The organism is Bradyrhizobium jicamae, assembly GCF_018130215.1.
In the GTDB taxonomy this organism is placed as follows: Bacteria; Pseudomonadota; Alphaproteobacteria; order Rhizobiales; family Xanthobacteraceae; genus Bradyrhizobium; species Bradyrhizobium jicamae_A.
Genome location: NZ_JAFCKQ010000018.1, coordinates 77,643 through 98,644, shown reverse-complemented (window position 1 = coordinate 98,644; position 21,002 = coordinate 77,643). Strand labels below are relative to the sequence as shown.

Sequence of the window (21,002 nt, the reverse complement as noted above, 5' to 3'; positions counted from 1 at the left end):
GGCTGCTCTTCTTTTGACAATCTTCACAGGCAGGTTGAGATCTCCGCCTGCGTATTTCGCAAAAACGGGACAGTGGTTTCGCTAACTGACGGACAGCAGTTTCGCTAAATCGCGGACAGCGTGGCGGCGCTGGCTTTTGGTTGCCTGGTTGTTGAAGTCAGTTGGTATTCGTTTCGCTGTTTTCGACGTCGGTCAAGGGGCGTGCGGCTTTTTTCCTTCGCATGCTGTCGCCTTCGAGAGCGATGCGGTGGGAGTTGTGGATGATCCGGTCGAGGATAGCGTCTGCGATGGTTGGCTCGCCGATCATGTCGTGCCATTGGGCAACGGGCAGCTGGGCGGTAATCAAGGTCGATTTGCGCCTATAGCGCTCTTCGAAGATTTCGAGGAGATCAAGGCGCTGCTGATCATTGAGGGTGTGGGTGCCCCAGTCGTCGTATGTGGACGGCCTCTGATGGCAAGCACAATTTGGCACTTTACGCGTTCCGTTTCCTCTCCCCGCTCATCAAACCGGACGTGCAGTTTTCCCGCATCCGGCTTTCCGACAAGTTTCGTCACAAGGCACACTTCGGCGACACTTTGCGCACGCGGTTCAGCACAAGCACGCCAGGAGTCCCGTAGATCTGATCAGAGAACTGCCTGACGCCACGTCCTGGCGTTTTATGTCGTCTGCGCAGAAAGGCGAGCACGCGGGAGCGATGTTTCAACCCAGCGCCCGCCTGCTTAGACAGGCCTGCCGAAGGGCTTTTATGATAAAGCCGATCTGATCGCGCAGGCTTGCCTCCGTATCTTCTCCGTGTTGAACGCAGTGTTCGATCAGAATCGGATGGAAGAACGGCGTGAACGCGAACTGACTGCTCGCGCGGCTTCCGCAGCATCTTCAACCCTGAACTCGTCCGCTTCTATGCCCTCGCGTATGATCGCCTCGAAGATCGTCACCAGCCGCTCGATATGCAACTTAATGATCGCCCAGTTCTCTCGCGTAGCGTCGACAATCAGGTCATGCATGTACTTTGCCTTGACCAGCGTCGTCTTGTTGTGGCGGTAAACGGCGGTCAGGAGCTGGTCCGGCGCGTTTGTGCGTGCGATCGCAACGGCGATGTCGGCAACCTCGTTCATGAGACGCCCGCAGATGGACTCGTTGATCGCATCCCTGGAGGGAAAGAACCGATAGATATTCGCCGGGCTCATGCCGAGTTCGGCGGCGATGTCGGCCACCGAAGTTCTATGGTAACCGACGCGGCGAAACTGTTTCTCCGCTGCTTCCAGGATCCTCGCGCGCGCCTTGTCGAAATCTGTTTCCGTTCGGACCGGACGGTTCATCGAAATGAGCGAGCTTTTATTCGGCAGCCAATGCTGGGCGTAACTCCGGTTGCTCCGCCGAATTATGATGGACCTGATCTGCAGTGGGCTTGATTCGAAACCACGCAGCGTAAAGTGCGGGAAGGAAGAGCAGGATCAGCACCGTGCCGACTGCCGTGCCGCCGATCAGGGTATAGGCCATCGATCCCCAGAAGACGGAGTGCGTGAGTGGGATGAAGGCCAGCACGGCGGCAAGCGCGGTCAGGATCACGGGCCTCGTGCGTTGTACCGTGGCCTCGATCACGGCGTGATAGTCGTCAAGACCGGCAGCTCGGTTCTCCTTAATTTGCTCGGTCAGGATCAGCGTGTTGCGCATCAGGATGCCGGCCAGCCCGATCAGGCCAAGAATGGCATTGAATCCGAAAGGCTGGTTGAAGGCCAGCAATGTGGGCACTACGCCGACAACGCCAAGGGGTGCCGTCAGCATGACAAGCGCCATTGTCGAGAACGATCGCACCTGCAGCATGATGACGATCAACGTGGCGGCGATCATGGCTGGGAAGACCAGAAAAAGCGCGGAATTAGCTTTGGTGGCCTCCTCGATCGACCCACCCATTTCGATGCGATAGCCAACCGGGAGAAATGCGATCAAGGGCTGAAGTGCCGTCATGACCTCCTTGGAAACCTCTGGTGGTTGGGTCGCCTCGTTAATGTCCGAGCGGATCGTGACGACGGGTGTACGATCGCGGCGCTTCAGGATCGGCTCTTCCAAACGGACTTCCGAATGGCCGACTTGGTCGAGCGGAATCTGACGACCGTCTCGACTCATCAGTGAGAAATCCGCTAGACGCGTCGGATCCAGCCGCTCTCCGCCGGCGCTGCGTGCCACGATGGGGACGTTGCGGATGTCCTCACGGACCTGCGTAACTGCGGTGCCGGTCAGGAGGAACTGGAGCTGCCGGCCCACTTCCGCTGGTGAGAGCCCGATCAGGTTCAGCCGATCCTGGTCCGGGATGAAACGGAGCACGGGCGTGCGATTGCCCCAGTCGCGATTCGCTTGCCGCACATCTGGAACGCCACGCATGATGTCGAGCGCTTTGTCAGAGATCGCGTACAATTGCGCGGGGTCGGGTCCCATGACCCGAAACTCCACCGGGAACGGCGTGTAGGGTCCAAACACAAGCTGGGCAACGCGGACATAGGCCTCAGGTGCCAGCCCTTGTGACACCGCCTCTCGAAGCCGGTGCTTCAACGCCTCGCGCGCCTCGGCGTCTGGCGTCAATACGACGATCTTGGCGAAGGCAGGATCAGGCAGTTCCGGCGCCATCGCAAAGAAGAAGCGGGGAGCGCCTTGGCCGACATAGCTCGTGACGATCTTGGCTTCGGGCTGATCATGCAGCCAATGTTCGAGCTTCTCGACAGCGGCGGTCGTCGTCTCAATACTGGTGCCTTCCGGCAGACGAACCTCAACCAGAACTTCGGGGCGGTCGGATGTCGGGAAGAACTGCTGTTTGACGGCGCCCATGCCGGCGCCGGAGAGCGCGAAGGCGATGGCGACGATGCCGACGGTCAAGAACTTGTGGCGCACGGCGAAGGTGATGAGCCGCCTCAGCCGCCGATAGTTCGGTGTGTCGTAAATCGCGTGAGTGCCGCCTTCGACCGGTTTGATCTCGGGCAGCATCTTGACGCCGAGATAGGGCGTGAAGACCACCGCGACGATCCACGAGACGATAAGAGCGAATCCAAGGACCCAGAAGATGTTGCCGGCATATTCGCCGGCCGTCGAGCGCGCGAAGCCCACGGGCAGGAAACCGGCGACCGTCACGAGTGTTCCTGACAGCATCGGCGCCGCAGTATGGCTCCAGGCATAGGCCGCCGCCTGGATGCGCTCCATGCCCTCTTCCATTTTCACCACCATCACCTCGATGGCGATGATCGCATCGTCGACGAGAAGACCAAGCGCCAGGATAAGAGCGCCGAGCGTGATGCGGTCGAAGAACCGGCCTGTTTCCAGCATGATAAGGAACACGACGGCAAGCGTCAGAGGGACCGCGGCCGCCACGACCATACCGACGCGCCAGCCGAGGCTGAGCAGGCTCACCAGCAGCACTACGCTCAGCGCCATGGCGAACTTCATCATGAATTCGTCGACCGCCGAGGTGATGTTGACGGCCTGATCGGTCACCTTTTCGAGCTTCATCCCGAGCGGCAGTGTCCGCGCGATGGCTGCGGACCTCTCTTCCAGCGCTTTGCCCAGCGCGAGACCGTTCCAGCCCTCCTGCATCACCGCCGCGAGCATGATCGTGGGCTCACCCTGGTGTCTGATGATGTAGGTGGGTGGATCCTCGTAGCCGCGGCGGACCTCGGCGATGTCGGAGAGCTTGAGCGTTCGTCCCCCAGCGACGATTGGCGTGTCGGCGATCGCCTGGACGCTGTCATAGGCGCCGTCGAGCCGGATGAAGACTTGCGGGCCTTTGGTGTCGATCGAGCCTGCCGGGGTGACGGTGTTCTGCCGTTGCAAGGCGGCTACGATATCCTGCGCCGACACGCCGAGGGTCGCCAACTTGGCAAAGGAAAACTCGACGAATATCTGCTCGGGACGTTCGCCGAGAATGTTGATCTTCTTGACGCCGGGCACATGCAGGAGCTCCTGGCGGATCACCTCGGCCTTCCTGGCGAGTTCGCGCATCGGCATGCCCCTGGCCTTGAGGGCATAGAGAGCGAAGCTCACGTCTGAATATTCATCGTTGACGAAGGGGCCGAGCACGCCGGATGGCAGGTTGCGGGCTTCATCCCCGAGCTTCTTGCGGGCCTGATAAAACTCCTCCTGGACGACGGATGGCGGTGTGCTGTCCTTCAGCGTAACGGTCAGATACGCATAACCCGGCCGTGTCGTCGTCTCGACCCGATCGTACCAGGTCAACTCCTGAAGGCGCTTCTCCAGGGGTTCGGCGACGAGGTCCTGCATCTCGCGCGCCGTCGCGCCCGGCCATACCGTGGTGACCGTCAGGGTCTTGATGGTGAAATTGGGGTCCTCCGCGCGCCCAAGCATGAAGAAGGCATAAGCGCCCGCGGCGGCCAGCAGGATGATGAAGAACAGGGTGACAGCCCGTTCGCGAACGGCGATCGCGGAAAGATTGAAGCGCATCAGTTGCTCCTGTCTTGAGAAGCAGTCCTGACACGAGCGCCTTCCTGCAGGAGATGAGCGCCGAGCGAAACAACCCGATCACCGGAGCTCAGCCCGGAGATCACGGCGCTTTCGCTGCTCACGCGCACGAGCTTGATCGGCTGAAAGTGTACGGCCGAGGTAGCGGTATCGAGGACCCAAACACCGGTCTTTCGGCCGTCATCGAGGACGGCTCCCAGCGGCACCTGAACTTCCGGCTGAGTCTCCTGGCTCGCAAGCCGAATGGTGACGGTCGCGCCAAGCGGTGCCGCCGCAGCCTCCCCGTCCAGCACATAGCGCGCCTCATAGGTGCGGGTCTGGGCATCGGCGGAATCCGACAACTGCCGAAGATGCGCCGTATAGCGCTGTCCATCGCTCCCATACAGGCTCGCCTCGGCCACCGAGCCGATCGCCGGCCGGATTGTTTCGGGAAGCGCGACCACCGCTTCGCGGGGACCGGCCTGGGCGAGCCTGACAACGGTCTGGCCGGCAGAGACAACTTGTCCTGGCTCACCAAGCGTTTGCATGACCGTTCCGTCCGCATCCGCCACCAGGACGGAATATGTCGCCTGGTTCTCGGCCACCTTAGCCTCGGCTTCCGCCGCAGCGAGTTGTGCGTTGGCTGTATCCGACGCGGCCTTCGCCTGCTCGTAGCGCTGTTTGGGAGTCCATCCGTCGTTGACCAGGTTGGCGTATCGCCGCTCATCAGCTTCCGTCTGAACGACTGTTGCGCGCGCCACGGCAACGGCGTTGCGCTTCGCCGTAAGCGCGAGGCGGAGGTCGGTTTCGTCGATCCGCATCAGCGGCTGTCCGGCTTTGACCTGCTCACCAACATTCACGAGCCGCTCGACGATCTTACCGGCGACGCGAAAGCCAAGGTTGCTTTCCACCCTCGCGCCGATCGTGCCTGTGAAGCCGCGTTCGGATCCGCTGACCCGCGCGGCGCTCACCAGACTGACCAGGGGCGGGTCCTGCCTCGGGTCACGCGCTGCGGAAGCTTCATGAGCGGGAATGGCAAGGGTAGCGAAGACGGCTGCTCCGGACGCCGCGACCAGGACACCTGCCAAGGCCACAAGTCTGCTCTTTTTCATCGCCGTCTCCATGCAATTTAGATTTCGTTTGAACTCTATAAATCATTTAGAGTTCGATCGAAATCTAAATTTCGGCGTTGACGAGAATGTGATCCCCGGAATCCGGGCTTTTCGCCCCCTCTGGAGCCAATTTTAGGCGCATTACTTGATAGATTTCATTCGAACGCTATATTGCACATAGAGTTCGAACGAAATCCAAATGGAGGTCCACGATGCGGGTAACTCGCATTCAGGCTGCTGAGAACCGTCAGACCGTGATCAACACGGCCAGCCGCCTCTTCAGGGAGCACGGCTTTGATGGCATCGGCCTGAAGGACCTGATGGAGGGAGCCGGGCTAACCCAAGGCGCCTTCTACAAGCAGTTCGACTCCAAAGAGGACTTGGCGGCACAGGCGTCCAGACGCGCATTGGAGAGCGCCTCAGAACGATGGTCGGCGGCGATCGCTGAGAATCCTGATGATCCGCTTGGCGCGGTGATCGCGTTCTACCTGAGTGCGGGCCATCGCGAAGAAAAGCTGGACGGTTGCCCCGTCGTGGCGCTCGGCTCCGACGCCGCCAGGCAGGGCACCGGCGTGAAAGCGGCGTTCGAAGAGGGCATCAAGGCTTATCTCGAAGTCCTCGGCCCGTTGCTTCCCAAGACCGACGGCGAGGATTCCAACAGGAAGGCCATGGTCGTTCTGTCGACAATGGTCGGAGCCATGACGCTATCGCGCGCAGTGAACGACCCGGATCTCGCTCAGGCCTTTCAGAATGCGGCGGTCGAACACGTTCGCGAAGCCGCTGCCGCTAAGATCGCTCCTCAAAGCACAGAGAACTCAGCGTGACTGAACTCAAACCGAGCTTGCTGAAGCTATCGGACAGGCTAAGCGTACGTTTTCAAAAGAGCGGCAGCGGGCCCGCGTTGCTCCTCTTGCATACAATCCGCACGCAGCTCGAATATTTCCGGAGTCTCGCGCCCCTCCTCGCGACATCGCACACGGTGTACGCCGTTGACCTGCCGGGCCACGGACACTCACCAATAGATCCAGGCGCGAGCTTCGATGAACCCTACTTCAGGCAGGCCATCGTTCGCTTCGTCGAGGAGCTGAACCTCTCGGAGGTGACGCTTGTTGGCGAGTCGATCGGCGGGGCATTGGCCCTTACGGTGGCGGCCTCGCTTCCGCGGCGTGTGAAGCGGGTCTACGCGATCAACCCCTACGATTACGAGGCCCGCTACGGGGACGGTATTCGGCGCGGCAACTGGCTCGCGAACCTCATCATCGGAAGTTTGCAGATCCCGCTCCTCGGCGCAGTGAATGCGTCGCTCGAAAACAAGATGATTCTCGGCAAGATCATGGGTGGCGGGTATCACGACCCCCGCAAACTGCCGGCCGATCTGCTTGCGGAGTTCGATCAAGTAGCCCACCGCCCGGGATACAAGCGGGTCGCACGCAAGGTGCTAGCAGGCTGGCGATCCTGGAGCAAAGCACGCGATTACTATCGGCAGATCTCGGCGCCTGTGACACTCATTTATGGCGATAGCGATTGGTCTCGGCCGAATGAACGCGAACGCACACGGTCGCTGCTTCCTGCCCCCCAGATGGTGACGCTCAAGAACACCGGCCATTTCTCCGCTGTCGAGAATCCGTCGGAGCTGGCCAGGTTGATACTGGCGACAGAATGACCGGACCGATCAATCAAAGGAGTGCATAGCGATGTTCAAACGCTTTTGGCATGGTGTGAATGAATGGGCCGACGCCCTCAGCATGGACGACCCGCGCGGCGACTACATGTTCAGGCTGGAAGAACGCCTCGCAAAGCTCGAGCGCGAGGTTGAAGGCCTTCAGATCCAGTTTCAAACGACGCCGGTGGAGTTGCCGGACGACCATGTCCATCTGCTGCAATCTTGAACGCCGCTGACTCTGCGAAGGCACTGTCGCGATCTAGTTTTTTCCATCACCACCAGAAAAGATTCAAGGAACTTGCAGTGATACCGAGCGTCAATAGAATGACAACCATAATATAATTAGCTCCACTTCGGCCAACTTCCAATGGGAGGATAGAAATGCGCAGGAATGGTGCACACAACTTTCCGGCAATCGATCGCGTGATCTATGGCAAAGCCGCGTCCGAAGCCGTCGGCGAAGAGGCGGAGCGGCTCGCTGCAAAGCGCGTCTTCCTTATAGTTAGCCGGACCTTGAATTCCAAGACTGACGAGATCGAGAAAATCCGCCGCACGCTCGACGATAAACACGCAGCGACCTTTGACGGGATTGCGCAGCACACGACGCGCAAGCAAGCAGCCGAGGTGGCCCTCCATGCAAAGGAGGCGCGCGCCGATCTGATCGTGGCCGTTGGCGGCGGTTCAGCCGTCGATCTAGCCAAGATCGTCATCATGGCCATGGAGCACGATATCCACGACGAAGCGGGGTTCGATGCCTTTCCGATGGGTCCGGGCGTGAGCCAATCTCCCTTCCGGTCGCCGAGAATTCGGCAGATCGCGGTGCCATCCACCCTGAATGGCGGCGAATACAACGCCGCAGCGCTCGTCACCGATGAGCGCCAGAAGCTGAAGCAGATCTTCTTTCATCCTCAAATGATGCCGGTGTCGATCATTCTCGACCCGGCCCTCACGCTTCATACGCCTTCAAAACTCTGGATGGGATCGGGCACACGCTCGATGGATCACGGCATAGAAGCGTTGTGCTCGCCGGCCGGCACTCCCTTAGCTGACGAGGTCGTCCTGGCGGGCATCAGCACTCTGCGTCAGGGAATGCTCCGGACCTTGGAGAAACCGGACGATTTGGAGGCGCGCCGACTATGTCAATACGGCTCATGGCTCGCGTCCTTTGGCCTGCAAGCACGCATTCCCATGGGCGCCAGTCACGGGATTGGCCACGTGCTTGGCGGCAGCTTCGACGTTCCCCACTACTATTGCACGCCTGTCATCATGCCGAGCCTTCTTCGCTACAATAAGCCATTCACCGAGGATGCGCAGAAGCGTTTAGCGGCGGCTCTGGGTGCTCCGGGTGACGAGGCGGCAGATGCCTTTGCGCAATTCACCCGCAGGCTTGGACTACCTGGCCGACTCGCTGATGTTGGCATCGGCGAAGACAAGTTCAATCAGATCAGCAAGATCGCCATCAATCATCGCTTCGTAAAAGCCAATCCCCGTCCTTTCAAAGACGAAGCCGACATCGTCGATCTGCTGCGAACCGCCGCGTAGCATTGGCTGTAGAGCAGTGAGAGCAAGGGAAACGCCAACCATGATCACCTCCGCTCCTTCCGCCGAACAACGGCACGCCGATGTTCCGCGGCGTTCGCCACAAAATTCTTCGGCCATCGGCCATATCCGCCGGCGGACGGTTCATGCCAATGGCCTCGATTTCCCGATACTGGAGGCTGGAAATGGCCCCCTCGTGCTCTGCCTGCACGGCTTTCCCGATCATGCGCAGAGCTGGATCCCTTTTCTCGATCGCCTCGCGCGAGAAGGATATTGGGCAGTCGCGCCCGCGCTACGAGGATATTGGATCGGCGGCGCAGCACCTGATGGGTCGTACCGTGCCTTGGCGACAGGTCAGGACGTATTAGCGCTCATCGAATCGCTGGGAGCCGACCAAGCCGATCTCGTCGGCCATGATCTGGGAGCACGCGCAGCCTACGCAGCGGCAAGTCTCGATACCACGCGCGTTCGAAAGCTTGTCGGGCTGGCAGTGCCCTATGGAAAAGGTCTGCCCACTGCGTTCGTTGCCGACGGGGATCAGCAGCGACGAAGCTGGTACATGTTCTTCTTCCAGACGCATCTGGCTGAAACGGCGGTTAAGCTCAACGACTTTGCATTGCTCGACCGGCTCTGGCGAGAATGGTCGCCGGGGTATGTGCTGGCAGGTTCCCATCGCGCTGCGCTCAACGAGACCTTTGGCCAACCCGGAGTCCTGACGCAGGCTCTGGCCTATTACCGGCAACTGTTTACCCCGCCATCCGACCCGGCGGCACAAGCTCTTGAGGCTCTCGCGAGCCGCCCAATTGCGGCCCCGTCGCTCTACCTGCATGGGACGGAGGATGGCTGCATGTCCGCGCAACTCAGCGACGGCATGGAAGCAATGTTCACGCATGGACTCGAGCGTGTCGTCATGCCCGGCGTCGGTCATTTCCTGCATCTTGAACAACCCGATGCCGTTCTGAACCACATTCTCCGCTTCCTGAGAAGCTGAGCGGTCCTGCGCGTCAGCCAAGAGGACAAGTCAATGTCGAAACGCCCCCCAATTCTGATCACCGGCGCCGGCGGCGAAGTGGGCTCCGTCAGCAGGACGGTCATCCACATGCTGCTGGAGAACCAGTATCCGGTGCGTGCCTTCGTGAGGCGGGACGACGAGCGGGCGGAGGCGCTCCGGCGGGCTGGAGCCCAGGTGTTCGTCGGCGATCTCCTCAATGTTGCCGATGTCGTGGCTGCCCTGAACGGTTGCCGGCGGGTCTACTTCAGCATGAGCCTGAATCCTTACTACAGCGACGCAACCATCCTGATGGCTGCCGCTGCGCGCGCACAAGGCGACATCGAGATCTTCGTGAACATCTCGGAGTTTGAGCAGACCTTCATGACCTTCGATCGAATGACCGCCGCGCGGGAGGCTCGTCTCGCTTGGCTCGGGGGATCTGTTTCCGAGTGGTCGCCGCAACAGAGAGCCCATTGGGCATCGGAGCAGGCGCTGCAATGGTCGGGCCTCCCCGTCGTCAACATTCGAGCGACCATGTTCGCCGAGAACCCGATCCTTTCCTGGTTTCCGCTAAAGCAATTGCTGAGTGCGGGCGAACTCCACCTGCCCTTTGGCACACAGAAGATCGCGCCGATCGCCGCCTACGATGTCGCGGAGATTTGCGCGACAATCCTGAACGATCCTTCGGCGCACATATCGATGTCATATGCGCTCACCGGGCCGGAGTTGAAGGACATGCACGGGTTTGCGGGGGATTATGGTGCCGCGCTCGGACGCAAGATCTCCTACGCGCCCCAGGATCTGGATGCCTGGATTGAGACGTACATCAACAGTGCTCTGGCCTCTCGCAATCCGCACACCGCAGAGCACCTGAAGACCATCACCCGCCTGGTCGCAGGCGGACGCTATGACGTCGTCAACGCCGAACTTGAAAGGTTGCTTGGACGCGCTCCAAGGACCGTCCGATGGGCTCTCGAGCGAAATCCGCGTATTCGAAACGCAGTGGAGGCCGCATGATCACACAGCTCGCTGCCGGGACACAAATTTCTCCAGCCAAGCCGATGTCGAAGGCCCTCTGATCATGCGTCGTGTCGTCGTCACGGGACTCGGGCTCGTATCACCGCTGGGCTGCGGCAGCGAGTTGGCATGGTCCCGGCTGCTCTCGGCCCGCTCAGGACTTGCCGCGCTCCCGGAATGGGCTTCCGTCCTTCCGGCGCGCGTCGCTGGAATCGTCCCGACGAAGTGTAACGACGCAGATGGAGGATTCGATCCGGATCTGGTCGTTCCTCACAGGGATCAGCGGAGGATGGATCGCTTCATCCTGTTCGCCCTCGCCGCCGCATCCGAGGCCATCGCACAGGCAGGTTGGATCCCTCCAGACGCGCAATCATTGGAACGCACGGCAACCGTAGTCGCCTCTGGCATCGGAGGTTTCCCGGCGATCGTCGAGGCTGTCCGCACCACCGATCAGCGCGGCGTGAGGCGCCTTTCGCCCTTCACCGTGCCGTCTTTCCTCGCAAATCTCGCCGCCGGCCATATCTCGATCCGCTACGGCTTCAAGGGGCCGCTGGGTACACCGGTGACCGCCTGCGCCGCAAGCGTGCAAGCTATTGGCGACGCCGCACGCCTCATCCGGGCCGGAGAAGCCGAGGTTGCGATTTGTGGCGGCTCGGAAGCCTGCATCGATCTGGTGAGCCTCGGCGGCTTCGCCGCCGCCCGCGCCCTTTCGACCGGCTTCAACGAAACCCCAACGCGAGCGTCCCGCCCCTTCGATCGCGACCGCGATGGCTTCGTCATGGGCGAAGGTGCCGGTACTCTCGTCATTGAAGAGCTGGAACATGCCATCCGCCGCGGCGCCAAACCGCTCGCCGAGATCGTCGGCTATGGAACGACGGCTGATGCCTACCACATCACGTCGGGACCCGAAGACGGCGAAGGGGCGCGCCGTGCCATGGAAGGCGCATTGCGACAGGCCAGCCTCAAGGCCGGTGACATCCAGCATCTCAACGCCCATTCCACCTCGACGCCGGTTGGCGATGTCTCCGAGCTGGAAGCGATCAAAGCCGTGTTCGGCCGCGACGGAAAAATTGCCGTGAGTGCGACCAAATCGGCAACCGGTCATCTGCTCGGAGCAGCCGGGGGAGCGGAAGCAATCTTCACGATCCTCGCGCTACGGGACCAGGTCGCACCGCCCACTCTCAACTTCGAAAATGGCGATCCAGCTGCGGAAGGCGTCGACATCGTGGCCGGCGAGGCAAGACGCATGACGATGGAGCATGCGATTTCGAACGGTTTCGGCTTCGGAGGCGTCAACGCCAGCGTCGTCTTTCGACGTTGGTAATGACCAAGTTCAGGACGAATGGCAGGCTCGGTGCGATTTGCGACAACAACTCCTGCAGGTCGCTTTGCTTTCGCGGCCTATGAGCGTTTCAACCAACAAACGCAAACTGTCTTACGAACAATGCTGCCCCTAGGAGGTATATCATGCAGTCACGTCGCAAACTGATGAAGGCGGGCCTTGCCGCGGCTGCTTTGGCTACAACAAACGTTGGCGTGCATGCTACCGAGGAAAGAATGTCACACAGCGGCACGAGCGGCGAACTACCTCGCCAGCTTACTGCGTTGGCGATCCGCCGGGAGGACGGACGCGAGACTCTTGTTGTGAAGACGGAGGCCGGCGTGCTCGACGTGGCCGCCGCGTCGAAGCTCCTCAGATATTCGCCACCTCTCAGTCTTGAGGAGCTTCTCACCAAGGGCGGAAATGCGGAACTAAAGGCGCTGGTGGAGGCTGCCCTGAAGTCGCCCGCGGCGAAAAGCACCTTTGTGGACGAGTCAAAGATCAGATTCGGGCGCCTGTTCAAGAACCCGGGCAAGATCATTTGCGTCGGTCTAAACTACCGAGAACACGCAGAGGAGGCAGGCGCGAAACCGCCTGCCCAGCCGATCCTCTTCAACAAGTACAACAATGCGCTCGCGCCGCACCGGGCGACGATCCAACTTCCCCCTTGAGATATCTGCCACAAGTTCGATTACGAAACCGAACTGGTGGTGGTGATTGGCCGAAGGGCGAGCAACGTCTCGGTCGACGAAGCTCTCTCCTATGTCGCAGGATATGCCGTCGGCCACGATTTCACTTCGAGAGATCTGCAGCTCGAGACAGGTGGTCAGTGGATGGTCGGCAAGACGCTCGACGGCTTCGCCCCGATCGGTCCCTATTTTCGTCGTATCGGTCGATAGCTTGCTGACAGGGGCTGGCATCAACGATCGAGCTGTTCAAGGAGCGCAACCGACCAAGATCAGCAAAGACGTAGGTGGGCCAGGTGACATTTGGCGCGGGCTTCTCAAGCGGCTGGTAGAGACGACTTTTAAGATGAGCGACTGGTGAAGCCCATGAAAATCCAGCAGATTGAACATAACTCCCAGATAGTATCGCGGCGACCTCTCCGCCCCACGTCAAAACCGGAGCACCGCTCAAGCCATTCGGCGTCGCTGCAACAAGCAACAATAGACTAAGATCGTTCTCATTGAGGATATGTTGTTTGGCCAGCTGAGGATCTTGTATGGCTCGCGCCGGAATGTATCCGTTTTGCGTAAGTTCTCCCCTGATCCATTGCAAACCAAGCTGCAAAGGATGACCGGGAATTATAACGGCGTCGCCCGCTAAACTTTTCCACGTAGGTTGAACAAGCGGATAGAACTCGTACGCCTCAGCACGAGGAGGCAGTCGCAACACTGCGATATCAGCCTCCGGGACGACGCATGCAACTGTCAATTGGCGGTCGACGTCCTCCAACTCTCCTTGAAAAATTGCTTTGATACGATTTGAGCCCTGAACCACGTGCAAAGCCGTAAGTACTGTGCCACGCGCGTCTACCACCACGCCACTTCCCCGGCTTACGCTTACACCTCGCGGATCGCTTGCAATGATGTATGGTAAAGCCTTTACGCGCAGCTCGGGTTGTGCCTGCCTGTCTTGAGCGTGGAGAGGTGCAATTAGATTGACCAGCGAAATGATCGCTGCGAGGCGAGCGAGCATCATTTTCATCGGCCCTGCGTTGTAGCAGTCCGAAGCTCTTCGCATGCCTCATCAAGCGTAGTGCGTCCGTCTGCCAAGCTCGACTTTAAATCATCACGCAACGCCTTGAGGTTCTGTCGCATATAATTATTACCAGTCGATACGGCATTCTCTTGTGCCTTCGCACGCTGATCCAGGTTGAGAATAAAGAGATTGTTTGCCCTGATAAGTGAGCCGCCGACTACTCCAACCAACATGAATGTTGAGAGGCACAGAACAGCGACGGAAGCCAACTGAAGCTGATCTCTGTTGAGCTGACCGACAAAAGCCACAGCTGAGCCGCCGACAAACGCGAACAAGGCGGTGATCAAGCCGACAACTATCGGGGATATCGTCAGGCCAGCGAGTGACCCGATCAAAAGTCCCAAGGAGGAAAAAGCCGCGGCCGGAAGCGCGATCATTTTGATTACCTCAATTTCGAATGCGTTGGCCGAGGCGGAATCGACTTCAACGCGGCAGCTCATGCGCGATGCCGAAGCAAAGCATAGTTTCGATAGCATTTAAAGCGGAATACACCCTTTGCGGGTATGTTTCATGCTGAAACGGCAACTGTGCGCAATGATCCGGCGATCAGGAAAACCATCATAGGCCATCGCATCTTCGAATGCGTGCTTTTGACCGGGACCTGATCCGCAGAGGGCATTTGGCTAGCGGTCATGTGAACCGCGCTCATAGGCCGAATACATGGCTGCTCCGACCAATGCTGCAGAGTGAAGATTCTCCTTGCCAACCTAGAGCCGTCCACACATGGCCCGAAGAAACTGATGGCCGATGGGCAGAATGCGTTGCAAATACACAAAGACATAGGTCGCGGCGGTTCTGAGCCGCCCCTCCGCGTGCGACAATACGGCAATCATAAGCGCGGGCGGGTCGTGACTGACCACATTGAATAGGCTGTACGGTGCATTAAGGACGCCGTGTCGCCTGAAAGGGTCGTTACAGTGGTAAGGGCCGAGGCAGGACGGTACCGAGGAGGAGTTCGTAGCGATCCCTCGGCTTCATGGCTGGGAAGTCAAATTGCATCGCCGCGGTCCCCTGATCGCGGGTACTGACGACGGTACCAGAAATGTGGCCGGTCAACGACGCCATTACCGCTGGGCCGCAAGTTCGCCCCCATGAGATGTCCGGTGTCGCGCCGCTGTCGATAGGATGAGCGGACATCAGTCGGGTCCGAAACTGGTGACCGCAGCGTCGTCCAGGAGACCTGACCTTCGCGCGGTCAACCGCGAGCTAAATAATACCCTTCTGTTTTAGATCATCGAATATCGCAGAAACTGAGCTGGAGGCATTGGCGCCATCTCCAACGAATAAAAGCCCGCCAGCATCAACTTGGCCATTCCCTACCCATAAATTTCGACCGCTCGACGCCTCCATAAGGCGTGCAGAAAAGTTCGTTTGACGTCGATATCTGTACGTGGGGGTGGCTGTGGTCGTCATCGTTCCGTAGGAAGTGCCGTTTACGGCGATATTGGAGGATAGCCCAGCCGTGCTTATCGTTCCGTTCGCGGACGACGTGCCCGAATATTGGCCCGACAATATCGTCCCCGCATACTCCCGTTGAACTCCGGAATCGCCGACGTTGATGAGCAGAACGGCATCTACTCCAGTTTCAGCCATACCTTTTCGTATCTCAGCGTCATTATACTTTCGGGTAGGTGGGAAGATGTTCAATGCATCATCGGCTGCAACATTGCGCTTTTGAGCTTCGTCCCTAATGTTTGATTGGATGCTCGCCGCTAGCGGTCCGGGCGCAGCCACATATGCGATGATGCGGCCAACGCGTTTCGCCGGCAGCTCTCGATCGGCGTACCCCTGCATGGAAGTCGTAATGCATCCGGAGAGCCCGACGCCAACGAAAAAAAGAACAGCCGAACGAAAAGTCCGAATCATGCTTCATCCCCCAGGACGCCTATGCGCCCCCAAACCACAAAAGGCTACAACAACGCTTCGGTGCAGAACAACTGCGGCGCACGAAGAGCGGGCAAGATCGGGAGCAGAGGGTTAATCTCTAAGTGCCGCCCCAGCAGCGCAATGGAGATGCCGTTGGCCGCGATCATCGCGGGTCAACGTCTCCGATCCTGCCCTGAATGTGCCTTGCAGGCCCTATAGCAGCCGCGCTGGTTCATTTTCCTGATCGATCCGTTGGGGGAGGCCAGCCTCCTTCGCGAGGATCTCTACGGGCCTGCCATAAGGTCGCAAGTCGCGACGGACGCGCGTAACCACCACCACCTGAATCACCTACGCTTAGATGCCGCTGATCAGTCAGCAAAAGCGGATGCCCGAATCTCTTTTAACGAGCGATCGGACAGACCGAGCGCTTTGAACTGTTCAAACAACGCCCGATCTAGCTCTGCATCCGTCATTCGCGCGAAATCTCCGGCCTGGTCAATCTCATGTCTGTGTATGAGAAGTCCTGCAATCTTCGCGGCCAGCTTCAACCCGCTTATGGCAGCATCCAGATCGGGCTTGAAGACTCCTGTCGGGTTGCCACTCCGGTCGTGCACCGGGAGCCCGCGGATCGACAAATCAATCACATGCTTCACTCGGAGAATGATCCACTCTTCCGTAAGAGCGGCTCGCTCCAGTCCGATTTCTCGTGCTTTGGCCTCACTATTGGCACGCTCGCTAATGATCTCTCGAACTCGTGCTTCGATGGATGGCCTCCTGCAGAGCCTGCTCGCATTCGCCGGCTTATAGACATAACCGGCCGCCCGGTAGGCCTCCGCTTGGCTCTTCCCTGACGCAAGGGCGTTGGCAATGATTTCGTGCTTCGGCTTCGATAGTATCGGCATCGGGCGTCTCGTTGTCCTTATCCAGCCTTATCACGAAATTATCCGGTCCATGGCGACGGCGCGCTGCACATCTTGGGCCACCCGCGCCACCGACATGAGATCGACCGCGGCGATGATCGGCTTGGCACTGTCGGGCAGCGCTTACAGGCGTGTGGCCGATGCTTCCGGCTATTTTATTGCTATGCAGATCGCCGCAAATACCGATCGAAGGTATATGGGGCCAATCGCTAGGCTCCCGGATCAAGCGGAATCATTCCCTTCGGTTCGGAGGAGCACAGCTCGTCGTGGCAGACGTTCTGAACAGCGCAAGCGATGTCGCTCCCAAGGTCGGGACCGACGATCTCGATCTCAAATTCCTGCCGGCCGATCTGGTCGGCCAGTGCCGCAACCTGATCGAGAGCTATCATGACGTACATGGCTATGCGTGCCTGCCCGACATGCTGTGGCGCGCCCGCCTTGGGCCGTTCATTGAACGGCATCATGAGTTCCGCCAGCGGCTGAGAAAGGCCTCGACGACCCGCAGCGCGAAGAAATCCAACCAGGGCTTTGTCGAGATCGCGACCGCGATCCTGTCGCTGGAGATCCTGACCAGCAATTTCGCCGGCTGGAGTGCGCTCTATCCGGAGGCCGGCGCCAAAGCACTCACGGTCCTGAAGCGACAGGCCGGCGCCTCGCCGACCCCGCTGATGGACTTCTATCTCTATCCGCCCAAATACATCAGTTCGGCGGCCATCTCGAAACTGACGCCACCCCGGACCAATCCAGCGGTCGAACCCGACTGGTATCGGACGAAGCCGGAACTCGCCGGCGAACGGCTGGCGCTGAGCTATGTCAACGGTATCCTGCTCCAGTCGGATGACGCGATGGCCCGGCCGCATCGGCGCTGATCCCGCCGCAAACCACCGTGCTGGACGAAGGGTTGAGCGTGTCTGGCGCGTGCCAACCCAGCGTTGCCGATCGCTGACCAATCTCGAGCTCCACGGCTATTACTTTTATATTTCCTGCCTGCGCCAACAGCATAGATTTTCTACTCGAATCTGGGGAATGCTTAGCGCGCTGGGTAGTTTGCGACATTGAGACAATAGCCGACCGTCGGAGTTGAATGGGTTGCGAAGGTTCGTGCCGGTCAGCGGCACTTGGCTTCGTCTTCAGCGCTCACGTCGGATATTGCCGGGGGCGGATTCTTGCAGGCTTGACGAGCCGCTGCAGGGATCTTCCGGTGTCTTTCGCTACGAAGGCCGTATTCTTGAACTATTCTCTGCCCCTGTTTCAACGGCTCGCGGATGCACGCGCGCGTCGGGCCGAAAGGAAGCCCCGCGTCACGTTAATGGCCGACGACCCCTCGTCGTTCACCATGCGGATCGACGTGCTGCCGCTCGCGCTGTCGGCTGGGTCGATCGGCCTGGTCACGGCGGTGCTGCTCGTGCTCGACTCGATGGTCGCGGCGAGCCTGATCCCGATCGCCTATCTGATCCCGATCATCTTCGCGGCCGCACGATGGGGCATATGGGCGAGCACGCTCGCGTCGCTGACCGCCATAGCCACCTCCGACTTCTTCTTCTTCGAGCCGATCTACAGCTTTCGGGTCGACAACCCGCAGGAGGCCGTCGACCTCCTGCTGTTCCTCGTCGTGGCGCTGGCGACCAGCAATCTCGCTTCGCGCCTGCGTCGCGAGACCGAACGGTCGCACCAGCGCGAGCGGGATATCCAGCATCTCTATGAATTCTCCAAGCGGCTCGCCGCATGCTTCACGGTCTCGGACCTGATCGATGCCATCAGGTATTATCTGGCCCACACGCTCGGACCGCGCGCGGCACTGTTCGTTGCTTCCACCCACGGCAATTTCGAATCGATGCCGGAATCGGCGCCCACCCCTCCGGCCGTGCTGGAGGCGGTCGCGGAAATGATGGCGCGTGTCGGAGCAACCGGCCGGAGCGTGGTCAACACTCCGTCGCAGGACATCTGGCTGCTGCGCGCGATCAGCTCGGAGACGGTGGTCCACGGCGTCATCGCCATCAATGTCGGTCACGGTTCGCGCGACACGATCAAGAGCCGGACCCGCCGGATCGAGGGGATCCTCGAAGAGGTGTCGCTGACCTTGCAGCGGCTCGATATCGGCAAGGCGATGGACGACGCCAGGCTGCATCTGCAGGCCGAGCTGCTGCGCGATGCATTCCATGGCACTCTGTCGCATGAATTGTGTTCACCCCTGGCGGCGATCCAGGGATCGGTCAGCGTTATCGACACCATGCCGGCGGTGCGCGACGACGAGCGGCTCCGCTCGCTGACGGAAGCGATCTCGGACGAGGTCACCCATCTCGACGGCCATATCCGCAACCTCCTGAACGCCACGCGGGTGACCGCCGGCGGGCTGACGCCGCGTCTTGAATGGTCGGATCCGCGCGACATCGTCAACGCCGCGGTGAAGGGCCGCGCCCGCAGGCTTGCCGCGCATCGCGTCGAGAACGCGTTCGGTGACGATCTGCCGCTGCTCAATGTCGATTCTGGCCTGATCGAGGAAGCCTGCGGCCAGCTCTTGGAAAACGCCGCCAAATATTCCCCGTCCGGCTCGACGATCGCAGTTCGGACCCGGCACGATCGCGGGCGCGTCGTCATCTCGATCGTCGACCAGGGTGTCGGCATCACGCCGGACGATCAGCGCCATATCGGCCGCAAATCGTTCCGCAGTCAGCGCCATCAGGCCAGCATCCCCGGCTCGGGGCTCGGCTTCTGGATCGCATCCACCTTCGTCAGGGCCCATAGCGGCAGCATCGAGATCACGAGCCGCGGGAAGGGTCTCGGCACCACGGCCTCGGTCCTGCTTCCCGCACTTCAAACTTCGGATCTGGCCACTATTGATGATGACTAAGCCGAGCAACCTCGTCCTCCTAATCGACGATGAACCGAAGATCCGGCGCTTCTTGCGCGCGGGCTTCGAGATTCACGGTTTCTCTGTCGTCGAGGCGGAGAATGCCGCCGAGGGGCTGAAGGTCGCGACCTTCAATTCGCCTGACCTCGTCATTCTCGATCTCGGGCTGCCGGACCTGCATGGCAGCGAGGCGCTCGAGAGGCTGCGCTCGTGGTCCAACGTTCCGGTCATCGTGCTCTCCGTCGAGTCCGACGAGGACGAGAAGGTCCGCCTGCTCCAATCGGGTGCCGACGATTATGTGGTGAAGCCGTTCGGCATGGCGGAGCTGCTGGCCCGCAGCGACGCCGCCTTGCGCCGCTATTTCAAGAGCGCCACGGAGAATCCGGTTGTCACGGTCGGGCCGCTCGCCGTCGACCTCGCGAGCCGAACCGTCTCGCTCAACAACAGCAGGATCAAGCTGACGCGGAAAGAGTATCGCCTGCTCCACATCCTGGCGATGCATGTCGGGCTGGTGGTGACGCACGATCAGCTGCTGAAGGACATCTGGACCGGCAACCAGCGCGACAACATCCAGTATTTGCGCATCCTGGTGCGCAAGCTGCGCCAGAAGATCGAGACCGACCCCAATCAGCCGCGCCTGTTGATCACCGAATCGGGGGTCGGCTACCGGCTCGAGAACCGGCTGGAGCCGAGCGTGGTCGACTAGAGCTGTTTCCGTTCCGACGCGCTTGCAACTGAACTCCGGATTCCTGCGTTGATGCTCCTCGTGCAACCCGCGATCCGCTTAGCTCAAAGACGGTTTGGAAAGATGCGCGGGATTCTGATGTAAAAATAATATATTTCCAGCGCAAAAGGCCCTACGGTGCTCACAAAAGGGGCACGCGGTGCAATTTCTGATACAACCGTTTCACATCCTGGGCGTCGAGGGTCAGAACTGGATGCTAATCCTGCTAGGCGTGGTCGCCGCGTTCATTCTGTATGTCTGGTCGACTCGGGATCGCGTATAGCTACCTACGCTTGCAGAGAGGTACGCACCGAGGCCATGGCCTACCTTAAGCAAGTCGCTTATCCTCGGTTCGAGCTGGAGAAGCGCGTCACAGTTGCCGTCTGTCACCCTTGGATTGTGTTGGTCCGCGCGATGGCCCCAAATAGCCGGCGGATGATGCATTGCTGGGAACAGTCCCTTCAGGCACGCTTTTCCCGGCGACCGATTGAGAACGCAGGACAAGAAATAGTCATGAGGATCGACTGCAAATCCCACGGGACAAGATAATGGGTTCGGATAGCCTCCGTGCCTGACCGGATGAAGGCACCGTGAAATACCTGCCGCCCATCTTGCCCAGCGGGATCCGCGGCGGTCGCGCACTACGTCATCAGCCACCGTGCTTCTCCTTCGTTTTTCTGCATTGAATATGATTTTGCTATGAAGTGCAGCGCAGTTGCATATCGATTTGCTATGCCGATTTCAGCAGATGATCCCCTCAAGGCGCATTTGCCGCGCCGCTTGAGATGGGAGA

The 21,002-nt window shown here is 59.9% G+C and carries 18 protein-coding genes and 1 pseudogene; 11 read left to right on the top strand and 8 right to left on the bottom strand.

All coding sequences use genetic code 11. From position 1 onward, the window contains the following. Window positions 1–157: 157 nt before the first annotated feature. From JQ586_RS20575 to JQ586_RS20560, 4 genes are all read right to left on the bottom strand, one after another. A complete protein-coding gene (locus JQ586_RS20575) occupies window positions 158–472 on the bottom strand; it encodes an ATP-binding protein (protein ID WP_409411003.1) in 315 nt (104 codons plus the stop codon). Window positions 473–813: 341 nt separating this feature from the next. Continuing rightward, window positions 814–1,320, bottom strand: a complete 507-nt coding sequence (locus JQ586_RS20570; protein ID WP_312016988.1) for a TetR/AcrR family transcriptional regulator — start codon at window positions 1,318–1,320, stop codon at window positions 814–816. Window positions 1,321–1,336: 16 nt separating this feature from the next. Further along, on the bottom strand, window positions 1,337–4,447 hold the full coding sequence (locus JQ586_RS20565) for an efflux RND transporter permease subunit (protein WP_212396425.1): 3,111 nt from the start codon (window positions 4,445–4,447) through the stop codon (window positions 1,337–1,339). After that, window positions 4,447–5,556 carry an efflux RND transporter periplasmic adaptor subunit gene (locus JQ586_RS20560; protein ID WP_212396424.1) on the bottom strand — a complete coding sequence of 370 codons (1,110 nt, stop codon included), beginning with the start codon at window positions 5,554–5,556 and terminating at the stop codon, window positions 4,447–4,449. Before JQ586_RS20560 ends, JQ586_RS20565 begins: the two co-directional genes overlap by 1 nt. 212 nt (window positions 5,557–5,768) lie before the next feature. On the opposite strand from JQ586_RS20560, the gene JQ586_RS20555 reads away from it, so the two are divergent. From JQ586_RS20555 to JQ586_RS20520, 8 genes and pseudogenes are all read left to right on the top strand, one after another. Continuing rightward, window positions 5,769–6,380: a TetR/AcrR family transcriptional regulator gene (locus JQ586_RS20555; RefSeq protein WP_212396423.1), complete on the top strand. Its 612-nt coding sequence runs from the start codon at window positions 5,769–5,771 to the stop codon at window positions 6,378–6,380. Further along, complete coding sequence (locus tag JQ586_RS20550; protein WP_212396422.1) at window positions 6,377–7,219, top strand: alpha/beta fold hydrolase; 843 nt, start codon at window positions 6,377–6,379, stop codon at window positions 7,217–7,219. The genes JQ586_RS20555 and JQ586_RS20550 overlap by 4 nt, the downstream gene beginning before the upstream one ends. 31 nt (window positions 7,220–7,250) lie before the next feature. Continuing rightward, window positions 7,251–7,445 carry a hypothetical protein gene (locus tag JQ586_RS20545; RefSeq protein ID WP_212396421.1) on the top strand — a complete coding sequence of 65 codons (195 nt, stop codon included), beginning with the start codon at window positions 7,251–7,253 and terminating at the stop codon, window positions 7,443–7,445. A 155-nt stretch (window positions 7,446–7,600) separates the two neighbouring features. Beyond that, window positions 7,601–8,761 (top strand): iron-containing alcohol dehydrogenase, encoded by a 1,161-nt coding sequence (locus JQ586_RS20540; RefSeq protein WP_212396420.1) that lies wholly within the window; start codon window positions 7,601–7,603, stop codon window positions 8,759–8,761. 40 nt (window positions 8,762–8,801) lie between these two features. Then, window positions 8,802–9,749 (top strand): alpha/beta fold hydrolase, encoded by a 948-nt coding sequence (locus tag JQ586_RS20535; RefSeq protein ID WP_212396419.1) that lies wholly within the window; start codon window positions 8,802–8,804, stop codon window positions 9,747–9,749. A 33-nt stretch (window positions 9,750–9,782) separates the two neighbouring features. Beyond that, window positions 9,783–10,766: an NAD(P)H-binding protein gene (locus tag JQ586_RS20530; RefSeq protein ID WP_249147831.1), complete on the top strand. Its 984-nt coding sequence runs from the start codon at window positions 9,783–9,785 to the stop codon at window positions 10,764–10,766. Window positions 10,767–10,830: 64 nt separating this feature from the next. Beyond that, complete coding sequence (fabF, locus tag JQ586_RS20525) at window positions 10,831–12,090, top strand: beta-ketoacyl-ACP synthase II (protein WP_212396464.1); 1,260 nt, start codon at window positions 10,831–10,833, stop codon at window positions 12,088–12,090. Between the two features lie 143 nt (window positions 12,091–12,233). Further along, window positions 12,234–12,986: pseudogene (locus JQ586_RS20520) on the top strand (fumarylacetoacetate hydrolase family protein). On the opposite strand, the gene JQ586_RS41565 reads toward JQ586_RS20520, so the two are convergent. From JQ586_RS41565 to JQ586_RS20500, 4 genes are all read right to left on the bottom strand, one after another. After that, window positions 12,880–13,785, bottom strand: a complete 906-nt coding sequence (locus JQ586_RS41565; protein WP_409411004.1) for a serine protease — start codon at window positions 13,783–13,785, stop codon at window positions 12,880–12,882. The pseudogene JQ586_RS20520 and the gene JQ586_RS41565 overlap by 107 nt on opposite strands. A 5-nt stretch (window positions 13,786–13,790) precedes the next feature. Further along, window positions 13,791–14,288 carry a hypothetical protein gene (locus JQ586_RS20510; protein WP_212396416.1) on the bottom strand — a complete coding sequence of 166 codons (498 nt, stop codon included), beginning with the start codon at window positions 14,286–14,288 and terminating at the stop codon, window positions 13,791–13,793. Window positions 14,289–15,054: 766 nt separating this feature from the next. Continuing rightward, entirely contained in the window at window positions 15,055–15,714 is a 660-nt protein-coding gene (locus tag JQ586_RS20505) for a hypothetical protein (protein WP_212396415.1), read from the bottom strand. A gap of 368 nt (window positions 15,715–16,082) precedes the next feature. After that, window positions 16,083–16,616 (bottom strand): hypothetical protein, encoded by a 534-nt coding sequence (locus JQ586_RS20500; protein ID WP_212396414.1) that lies wholly within the window; start codon window positions 16,614–16,616, stop codon window positions 16,083–16,085. 284 nt (window positions 16,617–16,900) lie between these two features. On the opposite strand from JQ586_RS20500, the gene JQ586_RS20495 reads away from it, so the two are divergent. From JQ586_RS20495 to JQ586_RS20485, 3 genes are all read left to right on the top strand, one after another. After that, a complete protein-coding gene (locus JQ586_RS20495; RefSeq protein ID WP_212396413.1) occupies window positions 16,901–17,503 on the top strand; it encodes a hypothetical protein in 603 nt (200 codons plus the stop codon). 440 nt (window positions 17,504–17,943) lie between these two features. Continuing rightward, complete coding sequence (locus JQ586_RS20490) at window positions 17,944–19,485, top strand: DUF4118 domain-containing protein (RefSeq protein WP_212396412.1); 1,542 nt, start codon at window positions 17,944–17,946, stop codon at window positions 19,483–19,485. Further along, window positions 19,475–20,191: a response regulator gene (locus tag JQ586_RS20485; protein WP_249147830.1), complete on the top strand. Its 717-nt coding sequence runs from the start codon at window positions 19,475–19,477 to the stop codon at window positions 20,189–20,191. Before JQ586_RS20490 ends, JQ586_RS20485 begins: the two co-directional genes overlap by 11 nt. Window positions 20,192–21,002: the final 811 nt, after the last annotated feature.